General features: G+C 61.6%; 19 protein-coding genes. 13 read left to right on the plus strand and 6 right to left on the minus strand.

Annotated elements, in window-relative coordinates:
- Positions 1-3: 3 nt before the first annotated feature.
- The 4 genes from QQJ98_RS18300 (at position 4) to QQJ98_RS18315 (ending at position 4636) form a co-directional block, all read left to right on the plus strand.
- On the plus strand, positions 4-1023 hold the full coding sequence (locus tag QQJ98_RS18300) for a GNAT family N-acetyltransferase (protein ID WP_284326752.1): 1020 nt from the start codon (positions 4-6) through the stop codon (positions 1021-1023).
- A gap of 147 nt (positions 1024-1170) precedes the next feature.
- On the plus strand, positions 1171-2193 hold the full coding sequence (gene obgE / locus QQJ98_RS18305; RefSeq protein ID WP_284326753.1) for a GTPase ObgE: 1023 nt from the start codon (positions 1171-1173) through the stop codon (positions 2191-2193).
- Complete coding sequence (proB, locus tag QQJ98_RS18310) at positions 2181-3308, plus strand: glutamate 5-kinase (protein ID WP_284326754.1); 1128 nt, start codon at positions 2181-2183, stop codon at positions 3306-3308. The genes obgE and proB overlap by 13 nt, the downstream gene beginning before the upstream one ends.
- A gap of 68 nt (positions 3309-3376) precedes the next feature.
- Positions 3377-4636: a glutamate-5-semialdehyde dehydrogenase gene (locus QQJ98_RS18315; RefSeq protein ID WP_284326755.1), complete on the plus strand. Its 1260-nt coding sequence runs from the start codon at positions 3377-3379 to the stop codon at positions 4634-4636.
- 39 nt (positions 4637-4675) lie between these two features.
- Here QQJ98_RS18315 and QQJ98_RS18320 read toward each other — a convergent pair whose 3' ends face one another.
- Complete coding sequence (locus QQJ98_RS18320; RefSeq protein ID WP_284326756.1) at positions 4676-5272, minus strand: histidine phosphotransferase family protein; 597 nt, start codon at positions 5270-5272, stop codon at positions 4676-4678.
- A 39-nt stretch (positions 5273-5311) separates the two neighbouring features.
- On the opposite strand from QQJ98_RS18320, the gene QQJ98_RS18325 reads away from it, so the two are divergent.
- The 3 genes from QQJ98_RS18325 (at position 5312) to olsA (ending at position 7248) form a co-directional block, all read left to right on the plus strand.
- Positions 5312-5497 (plus strand): DUF3553 domain-containing protein, encoded by a 186-nt coding sequence (locus QQJ98_RS18325; protein ID WP_284326757.1) that lies wholly within the window; start codon positions 5312-5314, stop codon positions 5495-5497.
- 144 nt (positions 5498-5641) lie between these two features.
- The gene (olsB, locus tag QQJ98_RS18330) at positions 5642-6427 is read left to right on the plus strand and encodes an L-ornithine N(alpha)-acyltransferase (protein WP_284326758.1); all 786 of its coding nucleotides are present in this window, start codon (positions 5642-5644) and stop codon (positions 6425-6427) included.
- Positions 6424-7248: a lyso-ornithine lipid O-acyltransferase gene (olsA, locus tag QQJ98_RS18335; protein ID WP_284326759.1), complete on the plus strand. Its 825-nt coding sequence runs from the start codon at positions 6424-6426 to the stop codon at positions 7246-7248. Before olsB ends, olsA begins: the two co-directional genes overlap by 4 nt.
- Positions 7249-7378: 130 nt before the next feature.
- Here olsA and QQJ98_RS18340 read toward each other — a convergent pair whose 3' ends face one another.
- Positions 7379-7999: a thiamine phosphate synthase gene (locus QQJ98_RS18340; RefSeq protein ID WP_284326771.1), complete on the minus strand. Its 621-nt coding sequence runs from the start codon at positions 7997-7999 to the stop codon at positions 7379-7381.
- Positions 8000-8106: 107 nt separating this feature from the next.
- On the opposite strand from QQJ98_RS18340, the gene QQJ98_RS18345 reads away from it, so the two are divergent.
- The 3 genes from QQJ98_RS18345 (at position 8107) to QQJ98_RS18355 (ending at position 11804) form a co-directional block, all read left to right on the plus strand.
- Positions 8107-8847 (plus strand): RNA methyltransferase, encoded by a 741-nt coding sequence (locus QQJ98_RS18345; protein ID WP_284326760.1) that lies wholly within the window; start codon positions 8107-8109, stop codon positions 8845-8847.
- A 312-nt stretch (positions 8848-9159) separates the two neighbouring features.
- A complete protein-coding gene (gene ctaA, locus QQJ98_RS18350) occupies positions 9160-10329 on the plus strand; it encodes a heme A synthase (protein WP_284326761.1) in 1170 nt (389 codons plus the stop codon).
- Positions 10326-11804: a carboxypeptidase M32 gene (locus QQJ98_RS18355; protein WP_284326762.1), complete on the plus strand. Its 1479-nt coding sequence runs from the start codon at positions 10326-10328 to the stop codon at positions 11802-11804. Before ctaA ends, QQJ98_RS18355 begins: the two co-directional genes overlap by 4 nt.
- Before the next feature lie 47 nt (positions 11805-11851).
- Here the strand turns inward: QQJ98_RS18355 and QQJ98_RS18360 are convergent, their stop codons facing one another.
- Both QQJ98_RS18360 and QQJ98_RS18365 read right to left on the minus strand, forming a co-directional pair.
- Complete coding sequence (locus QQJ98_RS18360; protein WP_284326763.1) at positions 11852-12649, minus strand: phosphodiesterase; 798 nt, start codon at positions 12647-12649, stop codon at positions 11852-11854.
- Between the two features lie 22 nt (positions 12650-12671).
- Positions 12672-13460 carry an enoyl-CoA hydratase gene (locus QQJ98_RS18365; RefSeq protein WP_284326764.1) on the minus strand — a complete coding sequence of 263 codons (789 nt, stop codon included), beginning with the start codon at positions 13458-13460 and terminating at the stop codon, positions 12672-12674.
- A gap of 55 nt (positions 13461-13515) precedes the next feature.
- On the opposite strand from QQJ98_RS18365, the gene QQJ98_RS18370 reads away from it, so the two are divergent.
- The gene (locus QQJ98_RS18370) at positions 13516-13935 is read left to right on the plus strand and encodes a PaaI family thioesterase (RefSeq protein ID WP_284326765.1); all 420 of its coding nucleotides are present in this window, start codon (positions 13516-13518) and stop codon (positions 13933-13935) included.
- A gap of 66 nt (positions 13936-14001) precedes the next feature.
- On the opposite strand, the gene QQJ98_RS18375 is transcribed toward QQJ98_RS18370, so the two are convergent.
- A complete protein-coding gene (locus tag QQJ98_RS18375) occupies positions 14002-14379 on the minus strand; it encodes a bactofilin family protein (RefSeq protein ID WP_284326766.1) in 378 nt (125 codons plus the stop codon).
- A 181-nt stretch (positions 14380-14560) separates the two neighbouring features.
- On the opposite strand from QQJ98_RS18375, the gene QQJ98_RS18380 reads away from it, so the two are divergent.
- Positions 14561-15544 (plus strand): agmatinase, encoded by a 984-nt coding sequence (locus QQJ98_RS18380; RefSeq protein WP_284326767.1) that lies wholly within the window; start codon positions 14561-14563, stop codon positions 15542-15544.
- A 66-nt stretch (positions 15545-15610) separates the two neighbouring features.
- Entirely contained in the window at positions 15611-17275 is a 1665-nt protein-coding gene (locus tag QQJ98_RS18385) for an amidohydrolase (protein WP_284326768.1), read from the plus strand.
- A gap of 29 nt (positions 17276-17304) precedes the next feature.
- Here QQJ98_RS18385 and QQJ98_RS18390 read toward each other — a convergent pair.
- Positions 17305-17674 (minus strand): hypothetical protein (locus QQJ98_RS18390; RefSeq protein ID WP_284326769.1); only part of this gene is annotated, 370 nt, incomplete at its 5' end.

Genomic DNA, 17674 nt, shown 5'->3' on the forward strand with positions numbered 1-17674 from the left:
AATATGACCCTGCGCGCCCATCTTAAAACGGCGCGTCTCAGTCTGCGCCCGGTGGCGGCCACAGATGCCGCTGCCGTCGTCGCATATCTGAATGATCTCGCCATTTCCGGCTGGCTCGCGCGGGTGCCGATGCCCTATACGGCAGCGGATTTTGAGCAGTTCGCCACGGACATCGCCTATCCCGGCGAAACCTTCGTGATCGAAGACGCGCAAGGCTTTGCGGGCATCATTGGCGCTGGGTTTGAGCTTGGCTATTGGCTCGCACCCCGCGCCCAAGGCCAAGGTTACGCGTCAGAAGCCGCCCGCGCCGTGCTGGAAATGCAGTTCGCCCATGATGAAAGCACGGTCGCTGCGGGTTATTTTGAAGGCAACCATGCCTCTGCCCGCGTGCTGGCGAAACTTGGCTTTGCCGAGGTCGGTCGCAGCCTGAAACACTGCCGCGCCTTGGGAATGGACCGCCCGCATGTCGATCTGCTGCTGACGCTGCCCGGTTTTCTGGCCGCCAATCCCTTAGAAATCCGCACCGCCCGCCTGCGCCTCGCCCCGCTTGAGGTGGAGCGGGATTGGCGCGACATCGCCCGCATCGGCGGCCATCCAGACGTGGCCCCGATGACCAACTCGCATCGCTCGCCTTGGCCCGAGGCCGAGGTGCGCGCCACCCTGATCGAAAGCCAATGGCAGGGCAAATTGGGCTTCCGTCTGGGCATCTGGTTTGACGCCAAGCTGATCGGCGCTGTCGGCATCTGGGATAATCCGATCGAAACCGGTTATTTCCTCGACCCGGCGTTCTGGGGCCAAGGCATCGCGTCCGAGGCGATGGCCGCCTTCCTGCCGCAGATGATCGCGCGGTTCGGGCTGACCGAAGTGTTCGCCGATCATTGCATCGACAACCCCGCTTCGGGCGCTGTGCTGCGCAAGCTGGGCTTTCGTCAAATCGGCGAAGGCATGGGCGAAAGCCTTGCCCGCAGCGCACCCGTGCCAATTGCCATCTATCGGCTTCAAGCGCCAAAGGTTAACGCCTGATGAACGCCATGGATCTAACCCTTTGATTTTGCATAAACGGCGGTCTTGTCCACGCGTGGACACCGCAAAAGCCGCAAAAATCCCCGCGCTTGAGTCCCGCCCCCCAATCCTGTATCGCCTATCCTTATCCTTCAGAAAGCCGCGCCTATGAAATTCCTCGACCTCACCAAAGTCTACATCCGCTCCGGCGGCGGCGGGGCAGGCTGCGTGTCTTTCCGGCGTGAAAAATTCGTCGAATTTGGCGGCCCCGATGGCGGCGACGGCGGTAACGGTGGGTCAGTCTGGGCCGAGGCTGTCGACGGCCTGAACACCCTGATCGACTTCCGCTACCAACAGCATTTCTTCGCCAAATCGGGGCAGGGTGGCATGGGCAGCCAACGCACCGGCAAAACCGGCGACGACATCATCCTCAAGGTTCCAGTCGGCACCGAGATCCTTGACGAAGACGAAGAAACCGTGATCGCCGATCTCGTCCGCGTCGGCCAACGCATCCTGCTCGCCAAGGGCGGCAACGGTGGCTGGGGCAACCTCGCGTTCAAATCCTCGACCAACCGCTCCCCCTCCCGCGCCAATCCGGGGCAAGAAGGGATCGAGCGGACAATCTGGCTGCGCCTGAAACTGATCGCCGATGCGGGGCTTTTGGGCCTGCCCAATGCCGGAAAATCCACCTTCCTCGCCGCCGTCTCGAACGCGCGCCCGAAAATCGCCGACTACCCGTTCACCACCTTGGTGCCGAACCTCGGCGTGGTCGGCATTGATGGCGCGGAATTCGTGATGGCCGACATCCCCGGCCTGATCGAAGGCGCCTCGGAAGGCCGTGGCCTTGGGATGCAATTCCTCGCCCATGTCGAGCGTTGCAAAGTCCTGCTGCACCTCGTCGACGGCACGTCTTCAACGATCACCAAAGACTACCGCACCATCGTCAAGGAACTTGAAGCCTATTCCGACGTGCTGGGCGACAAACCCCGCATCCTTGCGCTGAACAAATGCGACGCTTTGGACAAATCCACCATCACCACCCGCCGCAAAGCGCTGGAAAAAGCCAGCGGCGGCCCGGTGCATGTCATCTCCGGCGTGGCGGGTATCGGCCTGTTGGACACCCTGCGCGCCCTGATGGCCGAGATCAAACGCGAGGCCCCGGTTGAGGAGGGCCTGCCGTGGCAGCCCTAAAGCCCATCACCGCCCCTGATATCCGTGACGCCAAACGGCTTGTCGTCAAGATCGGATCGGCCCTGCTGGTGGATCGCAAAACCGGCCTGAAACAAGGCTGGCTGTCGGCGCTTGCGATGGATGTGGCTGAAGCCAAAGTGCGCGGCACGGCTGTGGTGCTGGTGTCTTCCGGCTCCATCGCCTTGGGCCGCAAGGTGCTGGGCTTGGGCGACGGCATCCTGACGCTGGAGCAATCCCAAGCCTGCGCCGCTGTCGGCCAGATCCGGCTGGCCCGCGCGTATGAAGAAGTCCTCGCCCCGCATGGCATCACCACCGCACAAATTCTGGTGACGCTGGAAGACACCGAGGATCGCCGCCGCTATCTGAACTCCCGCGCCACGATGGAAACCCTGCTGGGGCTGGGCGTAGTGCCGATCGTCAATGAAAACGACACCGTGGCCACCGATGAAATTCGTTTCGGCGACAATGACCGTCTGGCCGCCCAAATCGCGGTGACGGCGGGGGCGGATCAGTTGATCTTGCTGTCCGATGTCGATGGTTTCTATTCCGCCAACCCGAAAGAAGACCCCACCGCGCAGCGCTTTGATCTGGTGGAAACCATCACGCCGCAGATTGAGGCGATGGCGGGCGATCCGATCTCGGGCTTTTCCAAAGGTGGGATGAAAACCAAACTGCTGGCCGCGAAAACCGCTGTCGCGGGTGGCTGCGCTATGGCGATCATGGAAGGCTCGGTGCTGCGCCCTTTGTCCGCGCTGGCCAACGGAGCTGCGCGGACGTGGTTTGTGGCGCAAAGCGATCCGCAAGCCGCACGCAAGCGCTGGATCAACGCGATGAAACCGCGCGGAGAGCTGCGCTTGGACGCAGGCGCAGTGGCGGCTTTGCGGGCGGGAAAATCCCTGCTGCCAGCCGGTGTTACCGTCGTGACAGGCAGCTTTGGCCGCGGCGATCCGGTGGCGATCCTGTCGCCCGCGGGCGACACTTTGGGCAAAGGCCTAGTGCGGTATACCGCCGTCGAGGCCAAGGCGATTGCCGGGCATCGGTCTGGCGAAATCGAAGCAATTCTGGGGTATCAGGGCCGCGCGGCGTTGATCCACCGCGATGATATGGTGATCTGATCCTGCGGGCCAGCGGGGGCCAGCCCCCGCACCCCCGGGATATTTGCGCCAATGTGAAAGGGTTCTGGATGGACGGGCAGTTCGTGGATGTGATGCGCGAGATTGGCACAAAGGCCAAGGCGGCGGCGGCAGAATTGGCTTGTGCGTCGCAAGAGCGCAAATATGCGGCGCTGATCGGGGCTTCGGCGGCGATCTGGGCGCGGCGGCAGGAAATTCTCGACGGCAATTACATGGATATGGCTTACGCCGAGGCGAAGGGGCTTTCCGCCGCGATGCTCGACCGTCTGCGTCTGGATGAAAACCGTATTCGCGGCATAGTGGATGCGTTGCGGGTGGTGGCGGAATATCCCGATCCGGTTGGGCGGGTGCTGGCGGAATGGGATCGCCCGTCGGGCCTGCATATCCAGCGGGTGTCGACACCTTTGGGCGTGATCGGGGTGATCTACGAATCGCGCCCCAATGTCACCGCCGATGCAGGTGCATTGTGCCTGAAGGCCGGCAATGCGGTGATCCTGCGCGGCGGGTCGGAAAGTTTTCATTCCTCCGAAGCCATCCACGCCTGCATGCAGCAGGGTCTGCGCGAGGCAGGTCTGCCCGAGGATGCCATCCAACTGATCCCGACCCGTGACCGTGAGATGGTCACGGCGATGCTGCAAGCCGTTGAATTCATTGATGTGATCGTGCCGCGCGGTGGCAAGGGCCTGGTTGGGCTGGTGCAACGCGAAGCCCGCGTGCCGGTGTTCGCGCATCTGGAAGGCATCTGCCACGTCTACGCCGACCGCGACGCCGATCTGGAAAAGGCGCGTCGGGTGGTGCTGAATTCCAAAACCCGCCGCACTGGCGTCTGTGGCTCGGCCGAATGTCTGCTGATCGACTGGCAATTCTACACCAAGCACGGCGCTGTGCTGATCGAAGATCTGCTGAAAGCTGGGGTTGAGGTGCGCACCGAGGGCGAGTTGTTGAAAATCCCCGGGACGGTGCAGGCGCAACCCGATGATTTCGGCCGTGAATTTCTGGATATGATCATCGCCGCCAAGCTGGTCGATGGCGTGGATGAAGCCATCGCGCATATCCGTCGCTATGGCAGCAATCACACCGAAAGCATCCTGACCGAAAATGACGCCACTGCCGCCCGCTTTGTGCAGCACCTCGATTCTGCGATCCTGATGCGCAATGCCTCGACGCAATTCGCCGATGGTGGCGAGTTTGGCATGGGCGGCGAGATCGGCATTGCCACCGGCAAGATGCACGCGCGCGGCCCGGTTGGTGCGGATCAGCTGACCAGTTTCAAATATCTGGTCACAGGTGACGGCACGATCAGACCGTAGGCAAAACCCGGCACAGCAGGGGCCAAAGCCAATCGGCGCCTAAAAGCTCAGCCGGATTTCGCCCTCTGCCAATTCCGTCGTCAAACGGCGGTGCTGGCGGTTGATTTCTTCGGGCACCAGCAGGAATTGCACCTGCGCCGGGCTGATATCCCCCAAGGCGGCAGGGTCGATCAACCCCTCCCACAAGCTGGCGTCAATTTTCATCTTGGTGGCGGATGCCCGCAGCGACCAACGCTGATCGTTGCGCAAAACCTCGATCAGCCCACCATAGGGCAGCGCCGATTCCAGGCACAGGATCAGCAAAAACACCAGTTTCACATCGCGCCGCGACAGATCGGCCGGGCTGTCCCATTCGATCTGCACCCTCCCGCCATGGGTCACATCGGCCACCACCGAGGCCACCTCACTGCGCCCGATGCGCTGTTCGGCACCACTTGCGCCAAACGCCACCCGAAAAAACCTGATCCGCGCATTGGCATGGCCAACGCTTTCGCTGATCAACGCCATTTCCGGCCCCGAGGTCGAACCATCCATCAACATCAACTCTACCCCGTTGCCGATCGCCCCGATCGGGCTGATAAGGTCATGGCAGATCCGCGAGCCGACAAGGGCTGCAACATCGGGTCTGTCGGGCATCGGGCTCTCCTTCAATGGGCCTGCATTAGCGAGGCGAATATGGCGGCTTTACTGGAACCGGGGATGATGGTGCGTCATCCGCAATGCCCGGATTGGGGCTTGGGGCAGGTGCAATCCAGCATCGGCAATCGGGTGACAGTGAATTTTGAACATGCAGGCAAGGTGGTGATTGACCTTTCGCAAACAGAGTTGACGCCGGATTTCGCGCCCCAGAACCCACATTGACGCAGCATGAGGTTAATCTTGGGTTAATGCAATCGAAGCCCCATAACCGAAGCCCCAAAACCGCTGGGCGCGTGGCTGGTTGCAAAGTGCAGGCGCAGCGCCTAAGAACAGCCGTCGCCCAAACTGCCGGACCCGAAGCTGCCGATGATCGCCGATGACAAACATTTCATCCTGCGACTGGCCGAAAGCGCCCGTGATCTGCGCGCGGCGCAGCGCCTGCGCTACGAGGTTTTCGTGCAGGAACTGGGTGCGTCTGGCGCGCTGGTCGATCACGCAGCCCGGCTGGAGCGCGATGAATTCGACCCCTATTTCGACCATCTTTTGCTGATTGACCCCAGCCGCTCGGCTGAAGATTTGCAAGATGTGGTCGGGGTTTACCGGTTGCTGCCCTCGGATCGGCTGGCGCAGTCGGGGCGGTTTTACTCCGAAGCCGAATTTGATCTGACGGCGCTGAAAGCCTCGGGGCGCAAGCTGCTAGAACTCGGGCGGTCCTGCGTCCATGCCGATTATCGCGGCGGCACTGCAATGCTTTTGCTGTGGAACGCTTTGGCCGATTACGTGCTGGAAAACGGCATCGAGGTTCTGTTCGGCGCGGCGTCTTTTCATGGCACCGACATGTCGGTGCTGGCCTTGCCGCTTGCCTATTTGCAACATTTCCATCTTGCGCCGCCAGACCTGCGCGTCACCGCGCGCGCTGCGCAAGCCGCTGAATTTTCACAAATCCCCCCTGAAAAGCTTGATCGCAAAGCCGCGATGCTGGCGACCCCCGCTTTGATAAAAGCCTACCTGCGCTTGGGGGGCTATGTCGGGCAGGGCGCTTGGGTCGATCATGCGTTCAACACCACTGACGTTTGCCTTGTGATGGACACCGCGCAAATGAGCGCCAAGCACCGCGATTTCTATATCCGCAAATCCGGTCGTGACGCATGAACGATTGGCGCACTGCCCCCGCCCATTTGCCGCCGATCACGCCGCTGGGCTGGTTACGGGTGGCTTGGCGCGGCTTTGCCTTTGGGTTTGTGACCTATTTCGGGCTTGTGCTGCTGTTGCTGGTGCGGCTGGTCGAGCGGCCTTTGTTCGGGCAGGCCCGGCCTTGGACGCCCCATATCACGCAAACTGTGTGCAAGCTGGTGTTTCCGATCCTTGGCCTGCCGCTGATTTTGCGCGGCCAGCCCATGCCGCAACACGGCGCTGTGGTTGCCAACCATGCCTCGTGGCTGGATATTTTCGCGCTGAACGCGGCACAGCGCGGTTACTTCGTGGCCAAATCCGAGGTCGAACGCTGGGCAGCGATCGGCTGGCTTGCCCGCGCCACGGGCACAGTTTTTGTCGCCCGCAAAGGCACCGAGGCCAAGCGCCAGCAGGCTTTGTTCGAGGATCGTCTGCGCGCGGGCCAAAAGCTGATGTTCTTCCCCGAAGGCACCAGCACGGACGCAATCCGGGTTTTGCCTTTTAAATCAACGCTTTTTGCGGCGTTCTTCAGTCATGGCTTGGCGGATATCCTGCATATCCAGCCTGTCAGCGTGATCTACCATGCGCCAAAGCAGCACGATCCGCGGTTTTACGGTTGGTGGGGCGAGATGGATTTCGCATCGCATCTTTTGCAGGTGCTGGCGGCAAAGCGGCAGGGCAGGGTCGAGGTGATTTTTCACCCCGCCGTGGCCGTCAACGCCTTTGCCAGCCGCAAGGATCTTGCCGCGCATTGCGAGGCCGTGATCCGCGCCAGCCATCCGTTTGCCGTCAGACACTAAACGCGCCTCTGGCAGTCAGCAGGGCTTGGGCATTAACCACGATTCAGCCCCCTGATCGCAGCTATTGTGGTTCAAAACCCCAAAACCACCACCTACAGAAATTTGTCCCAGCTGGGACAGTTTTTCCGAATTAGCCCAGCGGTGCCATCAACGCCTTCAAAGCCACCGAGGGGTTGTCGGCCAGCCAGATTTCCTCACCCACACCGAAGAAATCGGTGACCGGACTGAATTTCTCGACCAGCTCCAGCGTCAGTGCGCCCTCGGCGATCACCGGCACTTCGATCACCGCACTCCACCACTCGAACAGATCAAATTCGACCTGCTCGCCATTGCCCAAAGGCGTCGCACCCACCGGGCCAAAGGCGATATAATCAGCCCCGGCCTCGCCCGCATTCATGCCTTCGTGCCGGGTAACGCCGCAGAATGACCCGATTACCGCATCGGGGCCAAGCTCTTTGCGGACATAGCGCACCTGCCGCGCGCCATCGGTCAGATGCACGCCGTCCAGCCCCAGCCGATCAACCATCAAAAGGTGGTTCTCGATCACGATGATCACATCGCGCGCATGCGCCACAAGGCGGCAGGCATCGGCGGCGCGTTGGATCATATCCTCGTCCTTGCCAGCAAGCGCCAGACGCACGCAGGCGATGTCGGTCGAATCCATCACCGCGGCAAGGCGATCCGGGAAGGTTTCCAGATCAATCGCGGGCGGGGTGATCAGGGTGATCTGCGGGCGGTCTTGCTCGGCCATTGGGGTATCCTGCATGAAGTTGGCCCCTGATAGCGCAGAAACGCAGGCTTGGCTAGGAAGGGCGGCTGGCGTATCAGGCAGCACCCAAGCCCTGCCGGAGAGTTGCCATGATCCCCCCCGCTTTCATTCTGGTCCGCCCGCAAATGGGCGAGAATATCGGCGCCGCCGCCCGCGCGATGCTGAACTTTGGGCTGGAGCGGATGCGGATCGTGGCGCCGCGCGATGGCTGGCCGAACTCGGCTGCGGTGGCTTTGGCGTCGGGGGCGGGGCGGGTGCTGGATCAGGCGGGGCTGTTTCCGGATGTGCAGGCCGCGATTGCCGATTGCGATTTCGTTTTCGCCACCACCGCGCGGGGGCGCGAGCTGACCAAGCCGATCTACACGCCCGAGGCCGCGATGGATCACGCCCGAGCCTTGGTGGCGGCGGGCAAGAAGGTCGGGGTGCTGTTCGGGCCGGAACGCGCCGGGCTGGAGAATGAAGACGTGGTGCTGGCCAATGCGATCGTGACGGTGCCGGTCAACCCGGAGTTCGCCTCGCTTAATTTGGCGCAATGTGTGCTGTTGATGGGCTATGAATGGCGCAGGCAAACGGTGCCTGCGGAAGCTATCGTGATGGAGATGGCGCGAACCGAGATGGCATCGGGCATTGAGGTTGAGAAACTGGGCGATCATTTTGAGGAACGGTTGGAGGCGGCCGGCTTCTTCTTTCCCGAGGCGAAAGTGCCCGGCATGAAGGCCAGCCTGCGGAATATGTGGTCCCGGCTGGGGCTGACCAAGGCCGAGGTTCAGACCTTTCACGGCATGCTGCGCCAGATTGCCTATCAGCTGCGCAAACAAGGCGATTTGTGACGGTCGAACTTGGGACCACGGTGTTTTGAACGGTTGGATTTAGAGTTTACGTGGCCAAACGGTTCGATCCGGCGATGGTGGGGCTGTGGAAGCCTCCGGCGGGGATATTTTTTGCCAGTATGAATATTGCCAGTATGAAATCTGAGCGGCGCGGCGAAGGCAGATGCGCGCTTGGGTGCTGTATGTTCGCACTGCTTGGGCACCCGGCGGTTTTCGCGCGGCGCAGCCATGCGGTATCGGGCCGCAGCGCCGCCCCTTGAAGCGGCTTGGCCTGCGGCCTAGTGTCTGCGCCAAGCAACGAAGGGGTTCGGCATGGCCACGAAACGCAGCATTTTTGAAGAAGTTGGTGCGGGCGGGCCTGCGGTGCCAACGCCAAAGGGTGGGCTGATCGACGGGCGCGGCAAGGGCGCGCGGCGTGGGGTGCGGACTTGGCTGCTGGTGATCTTTGCGCTGGTGGCTTTGATGATCGTGGTGGGCGGGCTGACGCGGCTGACGGATTCGGGCCTGTCGATCACCGAATGGAAGCCTGTGACCGGGGCGATCCCGCCGCTGAACGCAGCCGACTGGGCGGCGGAGTTTGCAAAATATCAAGCCTCGCCCGAGTTTCAGCTGCAAAACACCGCGATGACGTTGGATCAGTTCAAGTCGATCTTCTGGTGGGAATGGGGTCACAGGCAGTTGGGCCGGGTGATCGGGCTGGTATGGGCGGCGGGCTTCTTTGGCTTTCTGATCGCAAAGCAAATCCCGCCGCGCTGGACCAAGCGTTTGCTGGGCATTGGCGCTTTGGGCGGTTTGCAAGGCGCGATTGGCTGGTGGATGGTGTCGTCGGGGCTGACGGGCACGATGGTGGATGTGGCATCCTATCGGTTGGCGACGCATCTTGGCCTTGCGTTCATCATCCTTGGGCTGATCGCATGGTATGCGCTGTTGCTGGGGCGGACAGAGACCGATCTGCTGGTGGCGCGGCGGGCGGGCGAGCGTAAGCTGGTCGTCAAAGCCACCGGGTTGATGCATCTGATGTTCCTCCAGATTCTGCTGGGGGCTTTGGTTGCGGGCATTGATGCGGGCCGGGCTTTTCCAACCTGGCCGGATATGAATGGCCAGTTCTTCCCGGCGGATGCGTTTTATGTGCCCGATGGCGCTGGCGGCAGTTTGCCGATTTGGCATGCGTTCTTTGAAAATCCGGGGCTGGTGCAGTTTATGCACCGCATCTGGGGATATCTGCTGTTCGCCTATGGGATTCTGGTCTGGCTGCGTGGTCGGGCCTCGGCCTATGGCGCGACGCGGCGGGCGTTTCATGCGGTGATGGTGGTGTTGCTGGTGCAAGTGGCTTTGGGCATTTTCACCGCTTTGACAGCCGCACAGCCGCATGTTGCCATCACCCATCAGATCGGCGCGATCCTGTTGTGGGTGCTGATCATCCGGGCGCGGCATTTGGCGATGTATCCGCAGGCAGGCACCATTCGGGAGGGAAACCTATGACCAACAACACCGCTTACGCCGATCTGATGGCCTATCAGCGCGACACCGAGGCTTTGGGCAAGATTGCCGAGCGTACCGGCTGGGATCAGGAAACCATGATGCCGCGCGGGGCGGAAGATCAGCGCGGCTTGGAGATGGCCGCGATGGAGGGCGTGATGCATGCCCGGCGCTGCAATCCGCAGATCGGGGACTGGCTGGCGGCTGCCGAGGCGGTTGATGATGTGGCCAAGGCGCAGCTGTATCAGATTGAACGCTCGTATCGCCGCGCGGTGAAAGTGCCCGCCGACCTGGCGCAGGAATTGGCGCGGGTCACCTCGGTATCGCAAGGCATCTGGGCGCGGGCGCGGGCTGCCGAGAAGGTGGCGGATTTTCTGCCGACCTTGGCGCGGGTTATTGATCTGCGGCGGCAAGAGGCTGCGGCTTTGGCCGAAGGCGGCGATCTTTATGATGCGTTGATTGATGATTACGAACCAGAGGCCACGGCGGAGTCGTTGGGCGGCATGTTTGACCGCATGCGGCCGCGATTGGTGGCGTTGCGGGGGGCGATCCTTGGGGCGGATACGCCGTTGGCATTGCAGGGCGATTTTCCGCAAGCCGAGCAGCTGCGGCTGGCGCGCGATGTGGCGACGGCGTTTGGCTATGATTTCAGTCGTGGCCGGATTGATCTGGCGGTGCATCCGTTCAGCTCGGGTGGCGGCGATGACAGCCGGATCACCACGCGGGTGGTCGAAAGCGATCCGTTCAACTGTCTGTATTCGACGATCCACGAGGTTGGCCATTCTAGCTACGAGCTGGCGATTGACCGCGATTATGGCATGACTCCGCTGGGGCATGGCGTCTCGATGGGCGTGCATGAAAGCCAAAGCCGGATCTATGAAAACCAGATCGGGCGGGGTCGGGCTTTCACGGGTTGGCTGTATGATCAGATGGTGGCGCGGTTTGGGCCGCTGAATGTGCAAGGCGCGGATGCGTTTTATGCCGCGGTGAACCGTGTGCATGCGGGCTTTATTCGCACAGAGGCCGATGAGGTGCATTACAACCTGCATATCATGATGCGGTTCGACCTGGAGCGGGCCTTGATCCGCGGTGATCTGGCGGTGGGTGATCTTGAGGCGGCTTGGAACGACCGATTCTTGGCGGACTTCGGGCAAGTGGTGGACAAGCCCAGCCACGGCGTGTTGCAGGATGTGCATTGGTCGGTCGGGCTGTTTGGCTATTTCCCGACCTATTCCTTGGGCAATGTCTATGCGGGCTGTTTGAACCGCGCGATGCGGGCGGCGGTGCCGGATGTCGATGGCGCTTTGGCGCGCGGCGATACGTCGGGTGCGGTCGGCTGGTTGCGCGAGAATTTGCAGCGCCACGGCGGTTTGCGCAAACCTGCCGAGACGATTGCGCATGCCTGTGGCTTTGCGCCAAGCGAGGCGCCGCTGCTGGATTATCTGGAAGCCAAGTTCGGCGCGTTGTATCGGCTTTAGCGCAGGTCTGCGGCCTGCAAGGGCCCTTATTGAGACGGCTATGCGGTTCAGAAGAACGGCAGCGGGCCGGGAAATGTTCCAATCGGCAGCCAATGCGTCAGCAAAGGCTGCCCCGGCTGCTGATAATGCAGCAACAGTCCGGGGGGCTCGCTGACCGAGGCGGGCTCGGCGTCGGGGTGCAGGCGCAGCGCGATTGCGGTCGCGGTGCTGGGGGCGGTCATCAGCAGGCTGCCGCCAAAGCGCGCTTGCATGGCGCGGTGGATATGGCCGCACAGAACCCGCTCGATATTGCGGTGCTGAAAGAGCAGTTCAGCAAGACGGCCGCCGTTTTGGCATTTATAGGCGTCGATATAGGCCATGCCGCTGTCGATGGGCGGTTGGTGCATCAGCAGAAGCGTGGGGCGATCGCTGTGTTCGGCCAGCCGCTGGGCCAGCCAATCAAGGCGCGTGTCGTCAATATCGCCGTGATGATCGCCGGGCACGGTCACGTCAAAGCCGATGACGCGGACGGGCCAATCTGTACCGGTGTCAAAATGCAGCGGGCCAGAGCTGGCTATATAAGGTGCAGCGTGAAAGCTGAGACGGAAGGCGTCGGGCGCGTCATGGTTGCCGGGGATCGCATAGACGGGCTGCGGCAGGCGCGAGAGTGCGGTTTGCACGGTTTCATATTCGGCGGCGGTGCCTTCATCGACCAGATCACCGCCGATGATCACAATATCGGGCTGTGGGTCGAGCGCCAGCAACGTGTCTATCGCCTGATCAAACAGCGCGTTGCTGTCGATCAGGCCTTGGTAAAGCTGGCCTTTTGGCCGCAAATGGGGGTCTGACAGATGTGCGATCAGCATGAAGTGCCTTCAGTTAAGGGCGTTACGACCAACGCGGGCTGCGCTTTTCAAGGAAAGCCGCGATGCCTTCGGCGGTGTCGGGCAGCAGGGTGTTTTCGACCATGATCGCCGAGGCGCGCGCATAGGCTTCGGCGGTGTCGAGAGCTTCGGTGTCGCGGAAGGCGGTTTTGCCAAGTCGCATGGCGGTGGGAAGTTTGGCAGCGAGGGTTTCGGCCAAGGTTTGGGTGTCAGCCTCCAGCGTGTCGGGTGAGGTCAGGCGGTTGATCAGGCCGATCTCATAGGCGCGGGCGGCGTCGATGAAAGCGCCGGTGCTGAGCATTTCAAACGCGATGGCTGACGGGATTTTGCGGGCAAGGGCAACCATTGGCGTCGTGCAGAACAAGCCAATGTTGATGCCGTTGACGCCAAAGCGTGCACCTTGTGCGGCGGTGATCATGTCGCAGCTGGCGGCAAGTTGGCAACCAGCGGCGGTGGCGATGCCATGGACTTGGGCGATTGTGGGTTGCGGCAGGTTTTGCAGGGCTTGCATCACCTCGGCACACAGCGCGAACAAGGCTTGGAACGCGGCACGGCCTTCGTCGGGGGATTGGCGGGCGGCTTGCATCTCGCGCAGATCGTGTCCTGCGCAAAAGGCTTTGCCCGCGCCTTTTATCACCACAGCGCGGATGGTTTGATCGCCGTGCAGGCGGGCGATCTCGGACCCGAGCGCGGTCAGCATCGCGGTTGATAGCGCGTTAAAGCTGGCGGGGGCATTGAGGGTCAGGGTGGCGATGCCGCCATGATCTATGCGCAGCAGGATTTGATCGGTCATTGCATCCCCCGGTGGTTTGGCGAAACTCTAGGCGCGCGCAGGGCAGGGGGGAAGCATGATCGTGATGGATAAAGCAGGGTTGCAGGCGTTTCTGGCGCGGGACTTTGCGCAGGTGGCCGATGATTTCGTGGTGGAACGTGCCGATGCGCAAGGTCTGTGTCTGCGGCTGCGCGTGCAGGATCGGCATTTGCGCCCCGGTGGCACGGTGTCGGGGCCTGCGATTTTCGCGCTGGCGGATGTGGCGATGTATCTGGCTGTCCTAAGCCGGATCGGCCCGGTGGCGCTGGCGGTGACAACAAATTGCAGCATTGATTTCATGCGCAAGCCGCAGGCGGGGGTGGATCTGCTGGCCGAGGCGCGGGTTTTGAAGCTGGGGCGCAGTCTGGCTGTCGGTGATGTGATGGTGTTTTCTGAAGGCGGCGTCGATCCGGTGGCGCGGGCTGGGCTGAGCTATTCTATTCCGCCGGCGCGGTAAGGGGCGGCTTGGTGCGTATGAAAAAAGGCGCGCAGGGGTGCGCGCCTTTCTTAAGTTCGGCGGTGTTTACGCCTTGGCTTTGGTGAAGCGGCCCTCGATTTGGGCGCCGCTTTCGATGATCAAGGTGGTGTAGCTGATGTCGGCTGCAACTTGGGCTGCGGCGCGCAGGGTGAAGGTCTGGCTGTCAACGCGGCCATCAAGGCGGCCTTTGACCTCAACCGTTTCGGCGGCGACTTGGCCCGAGACGCGGCCTTCGCCACCGATCACAAGGCCATGCGCCGAAAGCGTGCCCTCTACTTCGCCCAGCACCTCGATCGTGCCGGTCGAAGAAATATCGCCGGTGATCTTCAGATCAGACGACAGGATCGAGCGGTTGTTGCTGCTGATATTGCCAGCCGTCGGGCGGACGGGCGGCGCAGCGGTATCGGCGGGCTTGGAAAACATGCGAAATCCTAGGGCGAAAAAATAACTGTTGCGCCGATAAGGACCGAAGGTGCGGCTTTGGTCAAGCCTTGGCCGTGCCGGGCGTGTCGCGAAAGGGCGATGCGGGTCGTGGTTCGGCTGACAAGCGCCGAAGGATTTGATCATATAGGGCAATGGAATCGGTTTGAAGGAAGTGGGCTGGATGGCGCGTGGACGTAATGATGGGTTTTTCGCCCCGGTCTCTGGCTTTGATTTGCCGCGATTCGCAGGGATTCCGACATTCATGCGGCTGCCGCATGTGCCGTTTGAGCATGATCGCTTTGCGGAGGTAGAGATTGGACTGATTGGCGCGCCGTGGGATGGCGGCACGACGAACCGCCCGGGGCCACGGCATGGACCGCGCCAGTTGCGCGATCTGTCGACGATGATCCGGGCGATGAATGGGGTGACTTGGGTCGCGCCGTTTGAATTGGCGGCCTGTGCTGATCTGGGGGATGTCGCGCCCAATCCGGCCGATCTGACGGATAGCCTTGCGCGGATGGAGGCGTTTTATGATCGCGTCGTGGCGGCGGGGGTATTGCCGCTGACGGGCGGCGGCGATCATCTGTGCTCGTTGCCGATCTTGCGGGCGGTTGCCAAAAGCCGCCCAGTCGGGATGATCCAGTTTGATAGCCATACCGATCTGAACGACGTCTATTTCGGCACATCAAAGTATAACCACGGCACGCCGTTCCGTCGCGCGGTTGAAGAGGGGCTGATTGACCCCAAGCGCTATTGTCTGATCGGTATTCGCGGCACTGCGTATGGGCGGGAAGATTGGGATTTTGCGGCGGCCAATGGCATCCGCATCATCCCGATAGCAGAGTTCCATGCGCGTGGGGTCGAGGATGTGATGGCCGAAGCGCGCGATATTGTGGGCTTGGGCGATACCTACATTACGTATGACATTGATTTCGTCGATCCGACCTTTGCGCCGGGCACGGGGACGCCAGAAGTGGGCGGGCCGAATTCTTGGCAAGCATTGCAGGTGGCGCGGATGCTCAAGGGCGTCAATATCGTCGGGGCGGATCTGGTGGAAGTGTCGCCTCCGTTTGATGCGAGCGGCGGGACAGCGTGGTTGGGAATCTCGATCATGTTTGAGATGTTGTGTGTGATGGCAGAGCGGGTTGCGGCGTTGCGCGGCTGAGGTGGCGACCGGGGGTTTCACACCCCCGGACCCCCGTGGGATATTTGTACAGAGAGGATGACCAAGATGGCTGTTGAGATGATTGTGACCAATGCCAAGGTTCTGACGATGGATGCGGGGAAGCCTCGGGCCGAGGCGGTGGCGTGGGCTGCGGGCAAGATTGTGGCGGTGGGGAGTGCGGCTGAGGTTGCGTTGCTGGCGGGTGCGGAGACGCGGGTGATTGATGCGGGCGGGCGGACGCTGCTGCCGGGGTTTGTGGAAAGCCATTTGCATCTGGTGTTGGGTGGCAATGAGCTTGTGCAGTTGCAGATCGGCAAAGTGCATGGCTTTGACGCTTTGAAGGCGGCGTTTGAGGCTTATGCGGTGCAATATCCCAGCAATGCTTTGCTGATGGCACAGGGGGCGTCTTACGAGATTCTGGATGCTCCGGTGACGCGGTTTGATCTGGACAGGGTGATCGCGGATCGCCCGATTGCGATGATGTCGCCGGATCACCATACGGTTTGGGCCAATACCGCGGCACTGGCTGCAGCTGGTCTGCTGCATGGGGCTGCGATGCCGCATGGGCATGAGGTGGTGATGGGCGCGGACGGCATGGCGTCGGGCGAGTTGCGCGAGTTTGAGGCGTTTGGGCCGATCTTGGCCTTGGGCGGCGAGGCGCATTTGCAGTTGGGCATTGCGACAGGGGGGGAGCCCGAGCCGTGGCCATCGGATGAGGTGCGCGCCCGCGATAAGGACAAGATCGCAGCTGGCCTTGCGCATTGCGCGGCGCATGGCATCACCTCGATGGTGAACATGGACGGCAACCGCTACACCTGCCAGCTTTTGCGCGAGATGAAGGATGAGGGGCGGTTGACCGCGCGGGTCAAGGTGCCGTTCCACTTCAAGCCGCATATGGATTTGTCGGAGCTGGAGCGCGCAAGTGCGATGACGGCAGAATACAAGGATGACTGGGTGTCGTCGGGCTTTGTGAAGATGTTCATGGATGGCGTCGTCGACAGCCGGACGGCGTATATGCTGAACGACTATCCGGGGACAACCCTGCGCGGCGAGCCGCTGTTCGAGCCCGAGCGTTTCAAGGCGATCTGTGCCGAGGCAGATCGGCGGGGCTTGCAGATTGCAGTGCATGCGATTGGTGATGGCGCAGTGCGGCAGACCATTGACGGCTACGAGGCGGCGGGGCAGGCCAATGGCTTGCGTGACATGCGGCACCGTATTGAACATATCGAGTTGATTGATCGCGCCGATATTCCTCGGCTGGGGGCCTTGGGGATCACCGCAAGCGTGCAGCCGCCGCATCCTCCGGGGGCAATGGATTTCCCGATGTCGACGATGGAGACGGTGTTTGACCGTGCGCGCTGGCCGGATGCTTATTTGTGGAAGACCCTCGCCGATCAGGGGGCCCCCTTGGCTTTTGCCAGCGATTGGCCGGTGACGGATGTGTCGGTGATGCGCGGGCTGCAAGCGGCGATGACGCGGGTGCCCTATGAGGGTGCGGCGGACGAAAGGGTCAGTCTGATGGACAGCCTTTACGCCTATACGGCAGGTGGGGCTTGGGCTGCACATATGGAAACCGTCACCGGCAAGCTGGTTGTCGGCCTTGCCGCCGATCTGGTGCTGATTGACGCCGACATTGAGACGGTGGCGGCGGGCGATCTGGGCGCGACGCCAATTGCGCTGACCGTATCGGGCGGAAACATCACCCATCAGGGAGAAAATTTCGCCAGCTGAGTCGCAGATTCTGGGCGAATGAGGCCGAATCAAAGGCGCAGATTCGTGGTTTGACCCGGATTTGCGCCTTTTGCCTTTGTAGCGACTGCCTCTTGAAGCAGCAGGCACTGCGGAAATCCCCTGTAAACATTGGGCGTGACAAGAAAATGACATCGCTTTGCATTTTTCCTCTTGCGACATTCGGCGACTGACCCTAGATAACGCCTCACCGAAGACGAACAGACGCAGCGATGCAGACGGGATGGAACGGGACGCGAGATGAAACGCTCGTAACTGAATTCTGGATACACGAAGGCAAGACGCCCGAAGTTCGGGTGTGTTGTTTGTTTTGTGTCCTCGCTCTTTGAAAATTGAATGATTGAAGAGATATGTGGGCGGTTTGGGCGCATCGGCGTCGAG

It is taken from the genome of Cypionkella aquatica (assembly GCF_030161095.1).
Classification (GTDB): domain Bacteria; phylum Pseudomonadota; class Alphaproteobacteria; order Rhodobacterales; family Rhodobacteraceae; genus Cypionkella; species Cypionkella aquatica.